This window comes from Streptomyces sp. NPDC029836 (genome assembly GCF_055574495.1).
Window position 1 is genome coordinate 248086 of the sequence record NZ_JBVHZI010000001.1, and the last position, 17561, is coordinate 265646.

Consider the following 17561-nt stretch of genomic DNA (forward strand, 5'->3'; position numbering starts at 1 on the left):
GGCCATCACGCCGGCGGCGGCCCCTGTACGAGGGTGCGGGCCGCGGCGAACTCCTCGCGGGCGGCCTGCTCCGCCAGGTCGAGGTAGCCGAACGCGTCGTCGCCGATCGGGATGCGCAGGGGTGTGGGGGTGTCGGCGGCGACGATGGCGAGTACCCGCGCCGCGAAGTCCTCGGGACGGCCGGTCTCCGGGTTGTCGGCGAGGCCGCGCGCTCCTTCGAGCATCTCGCGGTTGGTGGCGTCGTAGGCGGGGACCCGGTGGCGGGCTTCGGCCATGGAGGTTCCGTAGCGCGTGGCGAACATGCCCGGTTCCAGTACGGTGACGCGGATGTCGTGCGGGGCGGCCTCGACGGCGAGGGCCAGGCTCATGCCTTCGAGGGCGTGCTTCCCGGCGACGTAGGCGGCCAGGCCGGGGAAGGCCATGCGGCCGACCACGGAGGAGACGTTGACGATGTGGCCGTGTCCTTGCGCCCGCATGAGGGGCAGGACGAGGCGGGTGAGCCGCCAGGGGCCGACGACGAGGGTCTCCAGTTGATCGTGCAGTTCGGCGTCCGACACCTCCTCCACCGCGCCGAACAGTCCGACGCCGGCGTTGTTGACGAGGATGTCGATGCCACCGAGACGGTCCAGCGCCGTACGGACGGCGTCCTCGCAGGAGGCGGCGTCCCGTAGTTCCAGCGGGACCGGGATGACGCGGCCGGGCCAGGCGGCGGCCAGTTCCTCCAGGTCGGCGGTCTTGCGGGCGGTGACCGCGAGTTCGTCCCCGGCCCGGGCGGCGGCCGTGGCCAGCGCGTGCCCGAGTCCTGAGGAGCATCCCGTGATCAGCCAGCGTCGTCCCATCGTTCCCCCGTCGTGGTCGTGGTGCCGGAAGGAGTGGTGCGCCGCGATGCCCGGCGGGCCGGATCGCGGCGTGCCGCGCGAACCGCCGGGCGGCGAGCGGTCGGAAGGCGAACCGTCCGAAGGCGAACCGTCGCGTTCCGGCCGGCCGGAACGCGACGGCAGTTCATCGTCAGGGCGGTTGCGTACGGCGGCCATCCCTCCCGTGGGGGCGTGCGGAGGCGCGCGGGCGCACGTCAGGGCGCACGGCGCCGGCCGGCGTCCGCCGCGTCCGTCCCGAAGAAGAGCGGGGGTCATGCCGCCGTACGACGCGTTCCGTCGGCGTTCATGATCCGCCCATGTCGCGGGGGGCGGTTGTTCGGTCCGGGCCGCGAACCTCGGGCGGTCCTGAGCTCACGAACGAGCTCTTCGATCCTCGGGAAGTACACCGTGACCGCATCGCGCGCACCCCGTCGGCGCCGCACCCTTGCCCTCCGGCTCGCCGTCGCCGCCCCGGCGTTGGCCGTCACCCTGACGGGCGCCCCCGCCCAAGCCGCGCCCGCCGATGACATCCGCGTCAACGAGGTGGTGACGACCGGCGACGTCGACGACTCGATCGAGCTGTACAACAAGGGCGCCGCCGCAGTCGACGTCTCGGGCTGGATCCTCAAGGACGACAGCAACAGTTCGAAGTACAAGATCGCCTCGGGCACGACCCTGGCTGCCGGGGCCTTCCGTTCCTTCGACGTCCACTCGGCCTTCGGTCTCGGCTCCTCCGACAAGGCGCGCCTGTACCTGCCGGACGGCAGCAACCTCGTCGACAGCTTCACCTGGAGCAAGCACTCGGATCCGTCGTGGTCGCGCTGCCCCGACGGCACCGGAGCGTTCAAGGCCGCCGCCCCGACCCTGGGCGCGGCCAACTCCTGCGGCACCGGCGGCGGCACCACCCCGACGGCCTGGCCCGGCGGTGCCTCGGTGGCGAACGCCGACGCTTCCAACGTGTTCGGCCAGGACCTGAGCGGACTCCAGCAGGACGGCGCCGTGATGTGGGGGGCCCAGAATTCCGGGAAGCTGTGGCGCCTGGTGCCGAACGGCTCGGGCGGCTGGGCCCCCGACACCACCGGCGGCTGGTCCGCCGGCAAGACCCTGCGCTTCCCCGGCGGCTCGGGCGCGCCGGACGGTGAGGGCGTCACCGTCACCGGCTCGGGCGCCGCGGGTGGGGTGTACGTCGCCTCCGAGCGCAACGGCGACGCCTCCGGCACCAGCCGGCTGTCCGTCCTGCGCTACGACGTGAGCGGCTCGGCGGCCACCCTGACCGCCGGCCGGGAGTGGAACCTGACCTCCGACCTGCCCTCGGTCGGCTCCAACCTCGGCCTCGAAGCGGTCACCTGGGTCCCGGACGGCTACCTGACCGGCACCGGCTTCAAGGACGCCTCGACGGGCGCCGCGTACGACCCCGCCCGCTACGGAGCCCACTCCGGAGGCGTGTTCTTCGTCGGCGTCGAGGGCACCGGCATGATCTACGGCTACGTCCTCGCCGACTCGGGCGGCTACACCCGGGTGGCGGCCTTGCCCAGCGGCTTGTCCGCGGTGATGGAACTACAGTGGGAACCGCAGGCCTCCCGGCTGTGGGCCGTCTGTGACGACACCTGCGACGGCCGGCACCGCACCCTGCGGGTCGACGCCTCGGGCGCCTTCGCCACGACGGCCGTCCACGACCGGCCCACCGGCCTGTCGAACCTGAACAACGAGGGCTTCGCGATCGCCCCGGCATCCGAATGCGTCGCCGGTACCAAGCCCGTCCACTGGTCCGACGACAGCAACACGAGCGGCCACGCCCTCCGCAAGGGCACCCTCGCCTGCTGACCCGTCGCGGCTCGCGGCCCGGGAAGGCGGATCACTCGCCCTCCCGGGCCCGCTCCGTTCCCGCGGGCGCCGCGGAGCGCTGGTCCGGGAGACCTCCGCCGGGCCGGCCGCTACCGCGGCTGGTCGGGATCGCCCGCTCCGACGGCCCCGATGCCCGCGACGACCACGTCGAGTCCGCGCTTGACGCGGTCCGCGTCCCAACCGCGCGCGGTGCGCTGGTGGTTGAAGAGGCCCGGCGTGTACGCCATGAGCAGCAGGTCGGCCAGGTAGGCGGCGTCCACGCCGGGGGCGATTTCCGTGACCATGCCCACGACCTGCTCGTGGTGCCGACGGAACGGGGCACTGCGATAGCGTCCCGCCGGCGCGCTCGCCTCGGCCAGGAGCAACAACTCCCGGTTGTCGTCCACGAGTTCCACCATGCCGTGCAGGAAGGCGCGCAGGCGATCGGGGGCCGACGGGGCGGACCCGTCCGCGCAGCGCAGCGCGAACGCCTCCTGGAAGGCGGTCTCGTTGTCCTCGATCAGCGCGTAGACGAGCCCGGCGCGGTTGTGGAACCGCCGGTAGACGGTGCCGACCCCGACCCCGGCCTCCTTGGCCACCTCGTCCAGGGACAGACCGGCGAAGCCGTCCGCGGCGAGCAGCCGCCGGGCGGCGTCGAGGATGCGCAGGCGGTTGCGGGCGGCATCGGCGCGCTCGGTGGGGGCGGTCATGCGGAGCAGCCTAACGGACGGAGCGGAGAGTTCTCCGGTTCCCCCTTGAGAATCGGAGAACTCTCCACCTAGAGTGGCGACCAGCCAACCGGAGATTCCTCCGCTTGGGGACACCGGCATTCCAACAAGCCAAGCCCACAGGGAGATTCGCCCCATGACCACGGCCCCTTCCCCTTCCCCCTCCACCTCCCCCTCCCCCGTTCCTCTCCTCGACGGCCGGACCATCGGCATCGCCTACCACGCGATCGCCGCCGTGCGGGACCGGCTCCTCGCCTCCCACGGCCTGACCTTCCACCGGTCCGTCGCCCTCAAGGCGATCGCCGACGGACTCGACCGCGCCGGCGCCGTCGACCGCGTGGCCGCCACGCTCAAGATCGACCCGGCGCGGGCTCACACCCTGCTCGACGAACTCACCGATGCGGGGCTGCTCGCCGGCGCCCGGCCGTCCCTCACCGATCGGGGCGCCGAGCTCCAGCGAGCGTTCACCGACGCGGTGGCCGCGCTGACCGAGCGGCTGTACGGCGACCTCCCGACGTCCGAACGTGAAGTCGCCGCCCGCGCATTGACCCACGTCACCGCCCGGGCCGACACCGAACTCGCCGCACCCGCTCCGGCCCGCCCGGCATGACCCCCGACCGGCATGACCCCGCCCGGAGGCATCCGGGGGGTGAAATGGCGTCCGGGTGCTCCTCGATCGCAACGCGAGCTCGGGGTGGAATGCGATCCGACGATGCCGCCTTCCTCCCGAAGTCCCCTATGCTCGCGTGGCAGTTGGTACGAGCAGTTCATTCAGGGGGCGCGGAGCCGCATGGCCGACGAGATCAGGTACGAGTACAAGACCGTGCAGACGGTTCGCGGCACCGACGGCTCGGTGATCTCGAAACTGCGGAAGGACGGCTGGGAACTCGTCGACCAGACCCCCGGCATGCTCCGCTCCACCCTCGAGTTCCGCCGACCGAAGAAGCCCCTGCCGCGGCTCCTGATCGGCGCCGCGATCGGCGGCTTCGTGCTGCTGGCCGTCGTCATCGGCGTGGGCGCGGCGTTCGAGGGGGGAGGCGGGAAGAAGGACGAGTCGAAGCAGCCGGCCGTGGCCACCGCGAGCGCGGGACCGTCCGGCACGTCGACTCCGACCCCGGCCGGGTCGGCTGCCCCCGAGGTGATCACGCCGCAGAACAACCCGGAGTTCGCGGCGCTGCTGAAGACGGCGGACTCCTGCGACAGCGCGAACCCGGACTTCGCTACCAAGTACAGGGGCAGGACGGTCGCCTTCGACGGCTCGATCGTGCACATGGCGCCCCACGGTGACCACGACACGCGCTACGACGTCCTCCTGGGCCCCGGCGACCAGGGACCGAAGACGGTGACCGGCCCGGATTTCAAGTTCGAGGACGTCAACGTCCTCGAACTGAAGCTGACCGGCGGGAACGTCCCCACCGCCATCCGTGCCGGCGATACGTTCCGCTTCGTCGCCGTGGTGGGCGAGTTCCACGCGAAGCAGTGCCTCTTCTTCCTCGACCCCGTGTCGACGGAGACCCGGTAGTCAAGGGGCGGCCGCGTCATCACGTACGGCCGGGCCCGGCTCGTGCGGCCGTATCCGTCACGGCCCGTGCGGGCCACCGGCACGTCGTGGTCCACGTCGGCGCCCGGGCCGGGCGAGGCAAGGGCGGCGAGCGAGCGCCGTGCGGCTGCCGCTCCGTCAGGCCGAATTCGGCGCCGCCCGAACGCTGCTCGAACTGCCCTGTGCGAACCGGCCCCGAATACTGCGGGCGCCCCACCAGGAACGTATGCTCAAGCAATGTCTGACACGACCGAAACCACGCCCGGCTGGCTGACCTCCGACGAACTGGAAACAGCCCGGACCCGGATGCCGATCCTGTACGTGGAGGCCGTGCCCGTACGTGTGGACGACAGCGGCGAAGTCACCAGCATCGGGCTGCTGCTGCGCATGGGTCAGGCAGGAACGGTAAGCCGGACCCTGGTCTCCGGCCGCGTCCTGCACCACGAGCGGGTACGGGACGCGCTGTTGCGGCACTTGGAGAAGGACCTCGGACCGGTCGCCCTCCCCCGGATCCCCTCTTCCCTCCAACCCTTCACCGTTGCCGAGTACTTCCCCACCGCGGGCATCACCTCGTACCACGACCCGCGCCAGCACGCCGTGTCCCTCGCCTACATCGTCCCGGTGACCGGTGACTGCCGCCCCCGCCAGGACGCGCTCGACCTGGTCTGGTTCAGCCCCCAGGAGGCGGCCTCCCCGGCCGTGCAGAACGAGATGCCCGGCGGCCACGGGGTGCTGCTGAAGCAGGCCCTCGCCCACGTCGGACACACGTACTGAGAACCGGACGGACGGACACCACGGGGGCGCGGAGCCCCCGTGGTTCGTGCGTACGCTCAGTCGGGCCGGCCGCCCAGGGCGCGGGCGAGGGCGTCGTGGGTACGGAGCCACCGGGCAGCCCTTCGGCCGGCGGCATGACCCACCGCGCGGCCTCGCACCGAGGGTGGTCCGCAGCGTCGGCAAGGGACACGGCACCCCGGCACGTCATGTTCATGTCGTACTTGGCTGTTCGTCGCCCGGTGACGACGAGCCCGTAACGCGCGGGCTCCAGTCTTCAGCCGCCATTGCCCGTACGTGTCGACCGACCGCTGGAGACGCCTGGTGGAACTTCACCGTCTTGATCGCCCTCGTCGTACCCGTCCCGCCCGCCCCGTCGCGACCGCCCTCGCGCTGACCGCGGCGTTGGCCGTGCTCGCCGGTCTCACCGTGGCCGCCCCGGCCGCGGCGCAGGGGCGCGGAAGCGGCTCGCTGCCCGCCGTCACCCCGGTGGCCGAGACCGCCACGCTGTTCGACGACGAGGAGGGCGGCAACGCCAACGCCGACGACCCCGCCATCTGGCGCAACGACGCCGATCCCGGTCGCAGCCTGGTCGTCGCCACGGCCAAGGAGGGCGGGCTCCGCGTCTACGACCTCGCCGCGCGCCAGGTGCAGGCGCTGGCCGCGCCCGGCGGGCCGGGCACCGACGACGCGCCGGGGCGGTTCAACAACGTCGACCTGGTCCACAGGATGCGCCTGTCCACGGGCCGGGCGGACCTCGCCGTCGTCACCGACCGCGGTAACGACCGGCTGCGCGTCTACCGCGTCGACCGCGACCGGCCCGGTGGCCCGCTGACCGACGTCACCGCTCCGGGCGTCCCCGCGGTCTTCTCCGGCTCGCAGGAGGAGATCAACGACCAGCGCACCGCGTACGGCCTGGCGACCTGGACGGACCGCGCCACCGGCCGCGTCTACGCCCTGGTCAGCCGCCGCCACGAGACCCGCGTCGCCCTCCTCGAACTGACGGCCTCCGCCGGCGGGACGGTCGGATACCGCCTGGTGCGGACCCTGGACCTGCCCTCCTCCTTCCGGCTGCCGAACGGATCGTCCTGGACCCCCTGCGGTGAGCCGGGCGAACGGCCGCAGGTCGAGGGCATGGTCGTCGACCCGGCCAACGGCACGCTCTACGCCGGCCAGGAGGACGTCGGCATCTGGCGGATGCCCGCCGATCTGACGTCGGCGCCGGTGCTGGTGGACCGCGTCCGCGAGTACGGCGTTCCCGCCGTCTACGACGAGGCGACCGAGGAGTGCACGGCGGGCGCCGACCCGGGCTTCGGCGGCCGTCGCCTGTCCGCGGACGTGGAGGGGCTGACCATCGTCGACGAGGGCGACGGTGACGGCTACCTCATGGCGTCGAGCCAGGGCGACGACACCTTCGCCTTCTACGACCGTGAGCGCGAGGACGAGCACGCCTACGAGGGCGGCGTACGGATCACCGCACGCTCCCGCACCCTCGACGGCTCGGAGGAATGCGACGGGGCCGCGGCCTTGAACCAGCCCCTCGGCCGCGCGTTCCCCCGCGGTCTCCTCGTGGTGCAGGACGGCCACGACGGCCCCGAGGACGGGCCGCGCACCGCCACGGGCTTCAAGTTCGTGGACCTGGGTCGGGTGTTGGACGCCCTGGACGACTGACCGGACGTCCGACCGCCGGGCGGGCCCACCCATAACCGGGCCCGCCCGGGGCTCAGTTCCTCCGTCCTGACCCCGGAGGGACGGAGACGTGTCTCGGGAACTCCTGACCGCACGCGACGCTTCAGCCGCCCGCGGCCGCCGTGCACCCCGCCGTATCGTCCCGCGCCGTGCCGCGCCGCACGGGTCGAACCATGGGTGCCGCACGCGCCGCGATGTCGCCGTCGGCCAACGGCACGTGCGGACCCCGACCACCTACACTGGCCGTCATGGCATCCCGCATCAGTGAGCTGGTCATCGACGCCGCCGACCCGGAGCGGCTCGCCGCGTTCTGGGGCGAGGTCCTCGGCTACGTCGAACTGGGCCGGGAGGACGACGGAAGCATCGAGATCGGGCCGCCCGGCACCGGTTTCGGTGGTCCGCAGCCCACGCTCGTCCTCAGCCCCAGCAGCAACCCCCGGTCCGGGAAACTCCCCCTGCACATCGACGTCAACCCCACCGACCGGGACCAGAACGCCGAGCTGGAACGACTCCTGGCCCTCGGGGCCCGGCCCGCCGACGTCGGCCAGAGCGGCACCGAAAGCTGGCACGTCCTGACCGACCCGGAAGGCAACGAGTTCTGCCTCCTGCGCACCCGCCTCAAGCCCCTCTGAGCCCGGCGGCCCGCCCGGCGCGGTTGCCACCTGGTCACGCGGCGCGGGCGGCGAGCGGCCGACGGCGCCCGTCATGAGACGTACCCCGCTCCGAGCAGGGGCCGGGCGGACGCGGCCGTCGGCCGTGCCCCGAGCTTGTCAGCACCCGAGGCCCCGCAGCTTGACCGGCGATCTGACAAGTCGTCAAGCACGGGGGTCGGCGTCGGCCCCGCCGCGGAGTCACACCGCGTAGCGGTTCGGGGCGAAGAGACCGGGGTTCGCCGCGATCCAGTCCGAGGTGCGCAGCAGGCCCTCCTCCAGGCCGACCCGGGGCTGCCAGCCCGCCCAGTCCCGGGCGCGGCGGTTGTCCGACAGGAGGCGCTGGACCTCGCTGCCCGAGGGGCGCAGTCGGGCCGGGTCGACGACCACCTCGGCGTCCCGGCCGGAGGCCTTGATCAGGGCCTCGGCCAGGTCGCCGACGGAGATCTCCTCGCCGGTGCCGAGGTTGACGACCTCGCCCAGGGCCCGGTCGCACTCGGCCACCGCCAGGAAGCCCTCGGCCGTGTCCGTGACGTACGTGAAGTCCCGGGTCGGGGTGAGCGAGCCGAGGCGGATCTCGCGGGAGCCGGCGTGGAGTTGGGCGAGGATCGTGGGGATGACCGCGCGGGCCGACTGCCGCGGCCCGTACGTGTTGAAGGGGCGCACCACCGTCACCGGAAGTTCGAAGGCGTGGTGGAAGGAGAGTGCCATCATGTCCGAGCCGATCTTCGACGCGGAGTACGGGGACTGCGGTTGCAGGGGGTGGCTCTCGGAGATCGGGACGGTCAGCGCCGTCCCGTAGACCTCGCTGGTCGAGGTGTGCACGAGGCGGCGTACGCCGTGCCGGCGGCAGGCCTCCGCGACGTTCTGGGTGCCGGTGACGTTGGTCTGCACGTACGCGCCCGGTGAGGCGTAGCTGTACGGGATGCCGATCAGCGCCGCCAGGTGGAGGACGGTGTCGCAGCCTTCGACGGCGTCGCTGACCCGGCCCGCGTCCCGGACGTCACCGGCCCACATTTCGACGGGGCCGTCCGGGTCGGCGAGGTAGCGGGCCAGGTGGCCCTTCTCGGCGTACGGCTTGTAGTGCACGAAGGCCCGTACGCGTGCGCCCCGGGCCACCAGCAGGTCCACCAGTGTCGATCCGATGAAGCCTTCGGCTCCGGTGACGAGGACGGTGCGGCCGGTCCAGCTGTTCTGGTTCATATGCGCTCCAGGTGGGGGGTGGGGACGAAGCCGGCGACGCGGAGGACTTCCGCGGCCAGCAGTTCGGCGGCCCGCGCGTGCGGGCCGGGGTCGGCGGCGCCGGCCATCGCCCTCAGCCGGGCCGGGTCGGCCAGCAGCGGGCCGATCAGGCCGGCGAGGCGTTCGGCGGTGGTTTCGGCGTCGGACAGCAGCAGTCCGGCGCCGGCGTCGGTCAGGACCCGCGCGTTGTGGGTCTGGTGGTCGCCGGGGGCGTGCGGGTAGGGCACCAGGACGGCGGGGACGCCGGTGGCCGCCAGCTCGGCGACGGTCGCCGAGCCGGCGCGGCACACCACGAGGTCGGCGGCCGCGTAGACGAGGTCCATCCGGTCCAGGTACGGCACCGCGCGGGCGATGCGCTGCCCGCCGGAGGCGGCGAGGTCGGCGATCGTGTCGGGGAGCGTGGCCGGGCCCGTCTTGACCAGGAGTTGTACGTCGTCGCGGTACTGCCACAACCCGGCGAGCGCGGTCGCGGCGCGGGTGAGGCGGACGGCGCCGAGGCTGCCGCCGTTGAAGACGACGAGCCGTCGCCCTCGGGGGACGCCGAGCGCCCGCCGGGCGTCGGCGCGCAGGGCCGTCCGGTCCGCTCCGGGCAGTTCGGCGAGGCCGGAGAGGGCGGCGGAGATCGGCATTCCGGTGGTGAGTGCCCCGGCGCCGCCCGAGAGGTGGCCGCGGCTGCGGTCGAAGGCCACGGCGATGTGCGGGGTGAGGCGGGCCGCGAACTGGTTGGCGCGGCCGGGGACGGCGTTGGACTCGTGGATCACGGCCGGCAGCCCGGCCAGGCGGGCCCCGAGGACGGCGGGCGCGCTGGGGTAGCCGCCCATGCCCACGGCGACCTGGGCGCCCTGGGCGCGGATCACGGCGCGGGCCTGGTGCGCGGAGCGCAGCAGGGCGGCGGGCAACAGGTAGCGCTTGGCCCCCAGGGCGGGGTCGAAGGGGATCATGTCGACGGTGTGCAGGCGGTATCCGGCGCCTGGGATCAGCTCGGTCTCCAGGCCCCGCTCGGTCCCGATGAACGAGACCACGGCGCCCGGCACGGCGGCGCGCAGTGCCTCGGCGAGGGCGAGGCCGGGATAGATGTGGCCGCCGGTGCCGCCCGCACCGATCACGACGGAGAGTGCCGCGGGTGTCTGTGGTGTGGTCATGGCCGCACACTCCCGGTGCGCCCTAAGAAGGTTCTAAGAGGTTCTCTCAGACGGCTTTGGCAGGCTGTCCCCCATGAACAGTTCGGACAACACGGACGAGCCCGGCAGTACGGGAGTCGCCGGCAGTACGGGAGTCGCCGGCGGCGCGGGCGGCGCCCCCGGGCCGCGGATCCTCGTCGTCGATGACGAGCCCGAGGTGCGGGCGGCCGTCGAGGATGGTCTTTCCGTCGAGGGGTACGAGGTCCGGGGCGCGGCGGACGGTCTCGCGGCCCTCTCCCGGGTGGCGACCTGGGAGCCCGACGCGGTCGTCCTCGACGTGATGATGCCGGTGCTCGACGGGCTGGCCGTGTGCCGGCGGCTGCGGGCGCTGGGTGACCGTACGCCGGTCCTCGTGCTGACCGCGCTCGACTCCGTCAGCGAGCGCGTCGACGGGCTGGAGGCCGGGGCGGACGACTACCTCGTCAAGCCGTTCGCGCTGGACGAGCTGGTCGCCCGGGTACGGGCGCTGCTGCGCCGGGCCTCACCCGGGCCGGCGGGGGGCGCCCCGCTCGGGTTCGCCGACCTCGTCCTGGATCCGGCGACCCGGACCGGGCGGCGGGGTGGGCGGCCGCTGGAGTTCAGTCGTACCGAGGCGGCCCTGCTGGAACTCCTGTTGCGTCACCCGGGTCAGGTGCTCCCGCGCGAGTCGATCCTGGAGCTGGTGTGGGGGCGGGACTTCGGGCCGGACTCCAACTCGCTGGCCGTCTACGTCGGGTACCTGCGCCGGAAGTTGGAGGCCGGTGGGGAGCCGCGGTTGGTCCACACCGTGCACGGGGTCGGCTACCGGTTGGACGCGGCGTGAGCGGCGGGCGTCGGCGGCTCGGCGGTGCCTGGCGCAGGCGGCGTCCCTTGCGGACCCGGCTCGCGCTGGCCGTCACCGCCGCCGTTGCCTTCGTGGCCGTCGGGGTGTGCGCGGCGGCGTTCGTCGTGGTGCGCTCCGCGCTGTACCAGCAGCTCGACCTCAGCCTGACCCAGTCGGCGCGGCTCGCCGCCCAGCGCGACCCGGGGGCGGCGCCGGGCACCCTGGCCGGGGAGTGCCGCTACCTGGCGGCTCCGGCGTGCGCGGAGGTGGTGGCCGCGGATCCCGCCGCCGACCCGGCCGCGCGGGGGTTGCTGCCCGTGAGCCCGGCCGCGCGGGAGGTCGCCGCCGGTCGGCGGGCCCCGTACTACACGAACATCACGTTGTCCGGGTATCCCGCCCGGATGCTCACCACCGACTACGCCAAGGGGCGGGCGCTCCAGGTGGCGCTGCGGGCGGACACGGTCGAGGACGGCATCGAGGACGCCGCCCGGTGGCTCGTGGCGACGGCGGCGGCCGGGGTGCTGCTGGCCGCCGTCCTCGGCCATTGGGTGTCGCGGACCGGGCTGGCGCCGGTGACCCGGCTGACCGCGACGGCCGAGCGGATCGCCGCCACCCGGGACCCGCGGCACCGGATCGAGCTGCCGCCACCGGGGCGGGAGGACGAGATCACCCGGCTGGCCGGGAGCTTCAACACCATGCTGGGCGAGCTGGAGGCGTCGGTCACCGCCCAGCGTCGGCTGGTCGCGGACGCCTCGCACGAGTTGCGCACCCCGTTGACGGCGCTGCGCACCAACGCCGAGCTGTTGGCGCGCGGCGATCGGCTCACCGGGGACCAGCGGGAGCGGGCGTCGGCCGCGCTGGGCCGCCAGCTCCGGGAGGTGACGGGGCTGGTCAACGACCTGATCGAGCTGGCGCGCGACGAGGAGCCGCAGCCGCTGGTGGAGCAGGTCCGGCTCGGCGCGTTGGTGGAGTACTGCGCCGAGGCCGCGCGGACGCACTGGCCGGACGTCCCGTTCCGGGTACGGGTGCCCGCCGAGCCGGTCGTGGTGCCGGGGGTGCCGGCGCGGTTGAGCCGGTTGCTGGGGAACCTGCTCGACAACGCGGCGAAGTTCAGCCGGGGGGGGCTGCCCGTGGAGGTGGAGCTGGTGGCGGCCGGCACCGGTGGGGGCGCGGAGCTGACCGTCCGCGACCACGGGCCGGGGATTTCGGAGCAGGACCTGCCGTACGTATTCGACCGGTTCTACCGGGCCGGGGCGGCCCGCGCCCTGCCGGGGTCGGGGCTGGGCCTGGCCATGGCCCGGCAGATCGCCCGGGCCCACGCCGCCGAGCTGACGGCGGAGGCCGCTCCGGGCGGGGGCGCGCTGTTCCGACTGACGTTCTGAGGGCCACCGGTCGGGGGCGCGCTGTTCCGACTGACGTTCTGAGCGCCGCCGGGTGGGGGCTCATGGGGCGGTGGCGCGTTTCAGGTCGCCTCGGCCAGGTGGCGCTCCGCCGCCAGTACCGCTTCGTGGGCGCTGGGGCGGCCCATGAGGACGCAGAGGGTGTGGGCGGCGTCGTCCATGGCGCGTAGGGCGCCGGGGTCGTGCGGGGTGTGCGTGAGGCGGGCCTGGCAGCCCCGCAGCCGGGAGAGGACCTCCTCGGTCCGGGTCCGGCTGGGCGGCGGTGTAGCGCCCGGCGTCGGCGCGGCCGGGGTGCGGGCCGCCGCCACCGCGCGGTGGAGGGCGCGCACGACGCGTCCCGGTGCGGACGCGGGGCCCTCGCCGGGCGCCGTCGCCATCGCGCAGGCCAGCTCGGCGACGGTGACCTGGGCGAGGTCTGCGGCCGTCGCGAGGATCAGGCGCGCGTGCCGGGCCGTGCACGGCGTCGACGCCATCAGCAGGCCCAGGGCGCGCGCGACCGCGTCGTGGCCCGGGAAGTGTCCCGGGAACGGCTTCGCCGATCGGGCCGGCGCGGGGGCGGGTTGCTGTGTCCGAAGACCGGGCTCAGACATGCGTTGCCCTTTCGTTCCGAGGCGGCAGCGGGGGGAGTCCGGGATGGCGGGCATGGCGGGGATGCTCCGGGGCTCCCGGGCTCCGGGTGCTCATGAAACATATGCCGGGGTCCGCCGCGATCGGGTACGCGGCACGGGCTTCATCCGTCCCGGACCTGTGGCGAACCGGGGGTCTCGGGCTCGGACGCGGCGGACGACGCTGCTCAGAGGTCCAGGAAGACCGCGTAGGCCAGGAAGAACAGGGCGCAGGCGAACGCCAGCAGGCAGATCACCACGAGCGGCCCCATGCCCCAGCCGCGGGTGAGCGGCCGGTACGGACCCGCCCCCGAGCCGGTGCTGGACTCCCCCGGCGGGGTCTCTCCCGGCGGCACCCCACCAGCGGTGGGCAGGGGGGACGCGGGCCCCACGGCCGGATCCGACGACGCCGGGTCCGACGGCTCCGGGTCCGGGATGTGTGCGGACATGGGTCCTCCTCATCTCGACGGCCACGTCCGTTCCCCGCACCCTCGGCGACGCGCCCCGCGCTGACGCGGGTGGCTCCGAGAGCCCGGGATGCCCGGCGCCTACCCACGCCCCACCCCGGCACGCCTCGGTTCCGTACCGGGGCGGCCTGCTGCCTCCCGGGTGCGGTCGGGCACGGCACCGGGCCGCCCGGCCCCACCGCCTTACGGGCCCAGTAGCCCCGATTGCGGTATATGTCCTGTGGGGCCCGCCCGGTCCCGCGGAGGGAGTGATGGCCGTGGAACGCACGACGTGCTGCGTGGTGGGAGGCGGACCGGCCGGGATGGTGCTGGCCCTGCTGCTGGCGCGGGCGGGGGTGGAGGTGACCGTACTGGAGAAGCACGGGGACTTCCTGCGCGACTTCCGCGGCGACACCGTGCACCCCTCCACCCTGTCGCTGCTGGACGACATCGGTCTCGCGGAACGGTTCGCCCGGCTGCCGCAGCGCCGGGTGACCTCCGTCCTGCTGCCCCTCGGCCCGGACGGCTCGCTCGTCACGGTCGGGAACATCGGGGCGCTGCCGGGCCCGTACAACTACATCGCGATGGTGCCGCAGTGGGACCTGCTCGCCCTCCTCGCCGACGAGGCACGCCGCGAGCCCTCCTTCCGGCTGCGCATGAACACCGGGGCGACGTCCTTCCTGATGGAGGGCGGACGCGTCGTGGGCGTGCGGTACCGGACCGCGGACGGCGGAGCCGGCGAGATCCGGGCCCATCTGACGGTGGCCTGCGACGGCCGCGGTTCGTTGGCCAGGGCGCTGCCGGAACTGGGGCTGGAGCGCTTTCCGTGCCCCATGGACGCCTGGTGGTTCCGCCTGCCGCGTCACGAGGACGATCCCAGCGGGCTGGTGGGGGGCGTGGGAGACCGGTTCTTCACCGCGCTCATCGACCGCGGCGACTACTGGCAGTGCGCGGCGCTGATTCCCAAGGGGACCGATGCCGGGCGGCGCGCCGAGGGCCTGGAGCGGTTCAACGCCCGGTTCGCGCAGGCGGCCCCCTGGCTCGCGGACCGGGCCCACGCCCTCACGTCCTGGGACGAGGTCAAACTGCTCGACGTCCGGCTGGAGCGGCTGCGGCGCTGGCACCGACCCGGGTTGCTGTGCATCGGTGACGCCGCCCACGCCATGTCGCCGGTCTTCGGCATCGGCATCAACCTCGCCGTCCAGGACGCCGTCGCCGCCGCCCGCCACCTCGTACGGCCGCTGCGGGAGGGCGCCGTGGGGCTCCGGGACGTGCGCCGCGTACAGCAGCGCCGGCTGCCCACCACGGTGGTCACCCAGGGGCTCCAGCGCATGGCCCACCGGCAGGTCATCGAGCCGTTGCTGGCCGGCCGCACCGCGTTCGGTGACCCCCGGCGGGCCCGGCGGATGACCGATCTGATCACCGACTCCCGGTGGCTGAACCGGGTCCCGGCGTACTTCCTCGCCTACGGGGCCCTGCGCGAGCGTCCCCCGAAGGAGTCGCTCCGCTGAGCCGGCACGCCCGCTGCCCGGCGCCCACCGAACCGACGCACCCGCTGATCCGTGGAAGACACCCTGGGAGGCACCATGACTGAGCGGCCGGTCCACCTGCCCTACGCCGACCCGGCTTTCGTCGCGGACCCGTTCCCGCTGTACCGGCAACTGCGTGAGGACGGCCCCGTGCGCCGGACCGTCATCGCGGGCGGCCTGGAGGCGTGGCTCGTCACCCGCTACGAGGACGGCCTGGCGGCCCTGTCCGACCCCCGCCTCAGCAGCGACGTACGCGACGCCGCCGACACCCGGCTGCTGCGGCAGCTGCCCGGCACCGAGCGCGAGTCGATGCTGAGCAACATGCTCCGCAGCGATCCGCCGGACCACACGCGCCTGCGCCGCCTGGTCTCCAAGGCGTTCACCGCCCGTCGCGTGGCCGGGATGCGGCCGCGGATCCAGGCCCTCACCGACCGGCTGCTGGACGCGGTCGTACCGACCGGCCGCGCCGACCTCGTCGCGGACTTCGCGCTGCCGCTCCCGGTCACGGTGATCAGTGAACTGCTGGGGGTGCCGGTGGACGACCGCCACGACTTCCAGCACTGGACCGATCGCCTGATCATGCGGGGTGCGGGGCCGCCGGATCCCGCCGTGGTGAACGAGGCGTGGCTGCACATGCGCGCCTACGTCACCGAACTCATCCGGGACAAGCGGGCCCGCCCGGCCGACGACCTGCTCAGCGACCTCGTGGCGGCCCGGGACGAGGAACAGCGGCTCACCGAGGACGAGCTGGTCGCGATGGTGTTCCTGCTGCTCGCCGCGGGCTACGTCACCACGGTCAACCTGATCGGCGGCGGCATCTCCACCCTGCTCGCCCACCCCGACCAGCTCGACCTGCTGCGCTCGGATCCGTCCCTGCTGCCGGACGCGGTCGAGGAGTTCCTGCGCTACGACGGCCCGGTCAGCCCCGGCATCGCCCGGTTCGCGCGGGAGGACGTCGAGATCGCGGGCGTGAGCGTGCCGCGCGGCGCGACCGTACTGATCGGCTCGGCCCTCGCCGACCGCGACCCGGCGCGCTTCCCGGATCCCGAGCGCCTGGACATCACCCGACAGGACAACGCCCACCTGGCGTTCGGGCACGGCATCCACTACTGCCTGGGCGCCCCCCTGGCCCGACTGGAGGGCCAGATCGCGATCGGTACGGTGCTGCGCCGGCTCCCCGGCCTCGCCCTCGCGGTACCGCCGGACGAGATCCCCTGGCGGCCGGGCGGCCTGCGCGGCCCCCAGAGCCTGCCGGTGACCTTCAACCCGGGCGCCCCGGCGACCGGGTAGCGGTCCCCGAACGCCGTCGTGCCGTGCCGATGACTGCTTCACCGGTACGGCACGACGGTACGGGCCCGTGTGCGGGGTCAGGATTCCCCGTCGCGCCTCTCGTCCTCGTCCCGCTCGCGCGGGTTCTCGTCCTGGCGGGGGTACTTGAGCTCCTCGGGGCTCTTCCCCCGGGCCTTCACCGCGCTCGTGCCGGGGTGAACGGGGTCCTGCTCGGGGCGGTCCGTGCGCTCCCGCCCGGTGCGCTCCTGCTGCTGCTCCTCGCGGCCCTTGCCGGGCTCCTGACGCTTGTCCTGCATACCGCCCATGATCGGCGACTCCTCGCAACGGCTGGGATGGGTTGCCTGCGGCTCCACGCTGTCGCCCCCACGGCTCCTCCGCAACCGCAGTCCTCAGGCCCGGGTCAGTTCCGCCGCGCCGAAGGAGACGTCGAAGCGGTCGCACCAAATGGCGACGCTGCTGTACGCGGACAGGTCGAGGTCGGGCGGTACCTCGTAGTTCTGGTCGCCCTTGTTGCCCTTCAGCTTGCCGAGGCTGACGTGCTTGCCGTCGTCGAAGACGCGCCAGCCGGCCGTGCCCTCCTTGACCGGGGCGTCCGTCAGCCACACGCGCAGGTCCGGCCCGTTGCTGGTGTCGAGGTTCTCCAGCCGGAGCGTGTGCGAACCGTCCGCGAGGCGGATGAGCTTCGCCGTGCCCGTGGTGGTGTGCTCGTGGCTGATCAGGTCACCCCGGGCCACGGTCCGCAGCGGCGGGGCGGCGGGGGCGGCGGCGCCCGACGGTGGGGCGGGCGCGGACGGTGCGGGCTTCATGGCCGTCGGCAGGGCCTCGTCCACGCGGTCGTCCTGCCAGAGCTTCCACGGCTGGAACCAGTACACGCCCACGCCCAACAGCACCAGGGCCGTCACCAGTCCCGCGATGAAGAACCGTCCGCGCCGCTTGCCGTTCACCATTGCCGCTCCCCTGCCGAACCCACTGATCGTTTCCCCCATTCAACGGGGTGGGCGGACGGC

General features: G+C 73.8%; 18 protein-coding genes. 10 read left to right on the plus strand and 8 right to left on the minus strand.

From position 1 onward, the window contains the following. Window positions 1-5 precede the first annotated feature (5 nt). Window positions 6-839: an SDR family oxidoreductase gene (locus tag ACZ4XJ_RS01175; RefSeq protein WP_468494855.1), complete on the minus strand. Its 834-nt coding sequence runs from the start codon at window positions 837-839 to the stop codon at window positions 6-8. A 426-nt stretch (window positions 840-1265) separates the two neighbouring features. Here ACZ4XJ_RS01175 and ACZ4XJ_RS01180 point away from each other — a divergent pair, with 426 nt between their 5' ends. After that, complete coding sequence (locus ACZ4XJ_RS01180) at window positions 1266-2681, plus strand: lamin tail domain-containing protein (RefSeq protein WP_468494856.1); 1416 nt, start codon at window positions 1266-1268, stop codon at window positions 2679-2681. A 110-nt stretch (window positions 2682-2791) separates the two neighbouring features. On the opposite strand, the gene ACZ4XJ_RS01185 is transcribed toward ACZ4XJ_RS01180, so the two are convergent. Beyond that, entirely contained in the window at window positions 2792-3391 is a 600-nt protein-coding gene (locus ACZ4XJ_RS01185) for a TetR/AcrR family transcriptional regulator (RefSeq protein WP_468494857.1), read from the minus strand. A 154-nt stretch (window positions 3392-3545) separates the two neighbouring features. Here ACZ4XJ_RS01185 and ACZ4XJ_RS01190 point away from each other — a divergent pair, with 154 nt between their 5' ends. From ACZ4XJ_RS01190 to ACZ4XJ_RS01210, 5 genes are all read left to right on the plus strand, one after another. Further along, complete coding sequence (locus tag ACZ4XJ_RS01190) at window positions 3546-4019, plus strand: hypothetical protein (protein WP_468494858.1); 474 nt, start codon at window positions 3546-3548, stop codon at window positions 4017-4019. A 180-nt stretch (window positions 4020-4199) separates the two neighbouring features. Continuing rightward, the gene (locus tag ACZ4XJ_RS01195; RefSeq protein WP_362875571.1) at window positions 4200-4931 is read left to right on the plus strand and encodes a DUF4839 domain-containing protein; all 732 of its coding nucleotides are present in this window, start codon (window positions 4200-4202) and stop codon (window positions 4929-4931) included. 255 nt (window positions 4932-5186) lie between these two features. Next, window positions 5187-5723, plus strand: a complete 537-nt coding sequence (locus tag ACZ4XJ_RS01200; protein ID WP_362875572.1) for an NUDIX hydrolase family protein — start codon at window positions 5187-5189, stop codon at window positions 5721-5723. 321 nt (window positions 5724-6044) lie between these two features. Continuing rightward, window positions 6045-7391, plus strand: a complete 1347-nt coding sequence (locus tag ACZ4XJ_RS01205) for a phytase (RefSeq protein WP_468494859.1) — start codon at window positions 6045-6047, stop codon at window positions 7389-7391. Between the two features lie 266 nt (window positions 7392-7657). Continuing rightward, a complete protein-coding gene (locus tag ACZ4XJ_RS01210) occupies window positions 7658-8041 on the plus strand; it encodes a VOC family protein (RefSeq protein WP_362875574.1) in 384 nt (127 codons plus the stop codon). Between the two features lie 219 nt (window positions 8042-8260). Here the strand turns inward: ACZ4XJ_RS01210 and ACZ4XJ_RS01215 are convergent, their stop codons facing one another. Further along, window positions 8261-9262: an SDR family NAD(P)-dependent oxidoreductase gene (locus tag ACZ4XJ_RS01215; protein ID WP_468494860.1), complete on the minus strand. Its 1002-nt coding sequence runs from the start codon at window positions 9260-9262 to the stop codon at window positions 8261-8263. Further along, window positions 9259-10443, minus strand: coding sequence for a UDP-N-acetylglucosamine--N-acetylmuramyl-(pentapeptide) pyrophosphoryl-undecaprenol N-acetylglucosamine transferase (locus tag ACZ4XJ_RS01220; RefSeq protein WP_468494861.1), 1185 nt, complete (start codon window positions 10441-10443; stop codon window positions 9259-9261). Before ACZ4XJ_RS01220 ends, ACZ4XJ_RS01215 begins: the two co-directional genes overlap by 4 nt. A gap of 73 nt (window positions 10444-10516) precedes the next feature. Between ACZ4XJ_RS01220 and ACZ4XJ_RS01225 the strand changes: the two genes are divergently transcribed. Together ACZ4XJ_RS01225 and ACZ4XJ_RS01230 are read left to right on the plus strand one after the other, a co-directional pair. Further along, entirely contained in the window at window positions 10517-11284 is a 768-nt protein-coding gene (locus ACZ4XJ_RS01225; protein WP_468494862.1) for a response regulator transcription factor, read from the plus strand. Further along, complete coding sequence (locus ACZ4XJ_RS01230) at window positions 11281-12666, plus strand: sensor histidine kinase (protein WP_468494863.1); 1386 nt, start codon at window positions 11281-11283, stop codon at window positions 12664-12666. Before ACZ4XJ_RS01225 ends, ACZ4XJ_RS01230 begins: the two co-directional genes overlap by 4 nt. Window positions 12667-12746: 80 nt before the next feature. Here ACZ4XJ_RS01230 and ACZ4XJ_RS01235 read toward each other — a convergent pair whose 3' ends face one another. Further along, window positions 12747-13274: a DUF5133 domain-containing protein gene (locus tag ACZ4XJ_RS01235; protein ID WP_362875579.1), complete on the minus strand. Its 528-nt coding sequence runs from the start codon at window positions 13272-13274 to the stop codon at window positions 12747-12749. A 203-nt stretch (window positions 13275-13477) separates the two neighbouring features. Further along, entirely contained in the window at window positions 13478-13738 is a 261-nt protein-coding gene (locus ACZ4XJ_RS01240) for a DUF6480 family protein (protein ID WP_362875580.1), read from the minus strand. 275 nt (window positions 13739-14013) lie between these two features. On the opposite strand from ACZ4XJ_RS01240, the gene ACZ4XJ_RS01245 reads away from it, so the two are divergent. Beyond that, window positions 14014-15246 (plus strand): FAD-dependent oxidoreductase, encoded by a 1233-nt coding sequence (locus ACZ4XJ_RS01245; RefSeq protein ID WP_468494864.1) that lies wholly within the window; start codon window positions 14014-14016, stop codon window positions 15244-15246. Between the two features lie 75 nt (window positions 15247-15321). Continuing rightward, window positions 15322-16554 (plus strand): cytochrome P450 family protein, encoded by a 1233-nt coding sequence (locus ACZ4XJ_RS01250; RefSeq protein WP_468494865.1) that lies wholly within the window; start codon window positions 15322-15324, stop codon window positions 16552-16554. A gap of 77 nt (window positions 16555-16631) precedes the next feature. Here the strand turns inward: ACZ4XJ_RS01250 and ACZ4XJ_RS01255 are convergent, their stop codons facing one another. Both ACZ4XJ_RS01255 and ACZ4XJ_RS01260 read right to left on the minus strand, forming a co-directional pair. Continuing rightward, entirely contained in the window at window positions 16632-16859 is a 228-nt protein-coding gene (locus ACZ4XJ_RS01255) for a hypothetical protein (protein ID WP_468494866.1), read from the minus strand. An 84-nt stretch (window positions 16860-16943) separates the two neighbouring features. Beyond that, window positions 16944-17501: a DM13 domain-containing protein gene (locus ACZ4XJ_RS01260; protein ID WP_362875584.1), complete on the minus strand. Its 558-nt coding sequence runs from the start codon at window positions 17499-17501 to the stop codon at window positions 16944-16946. Window positions 17502-17561 lie beyond the last annotated feature (60 nt).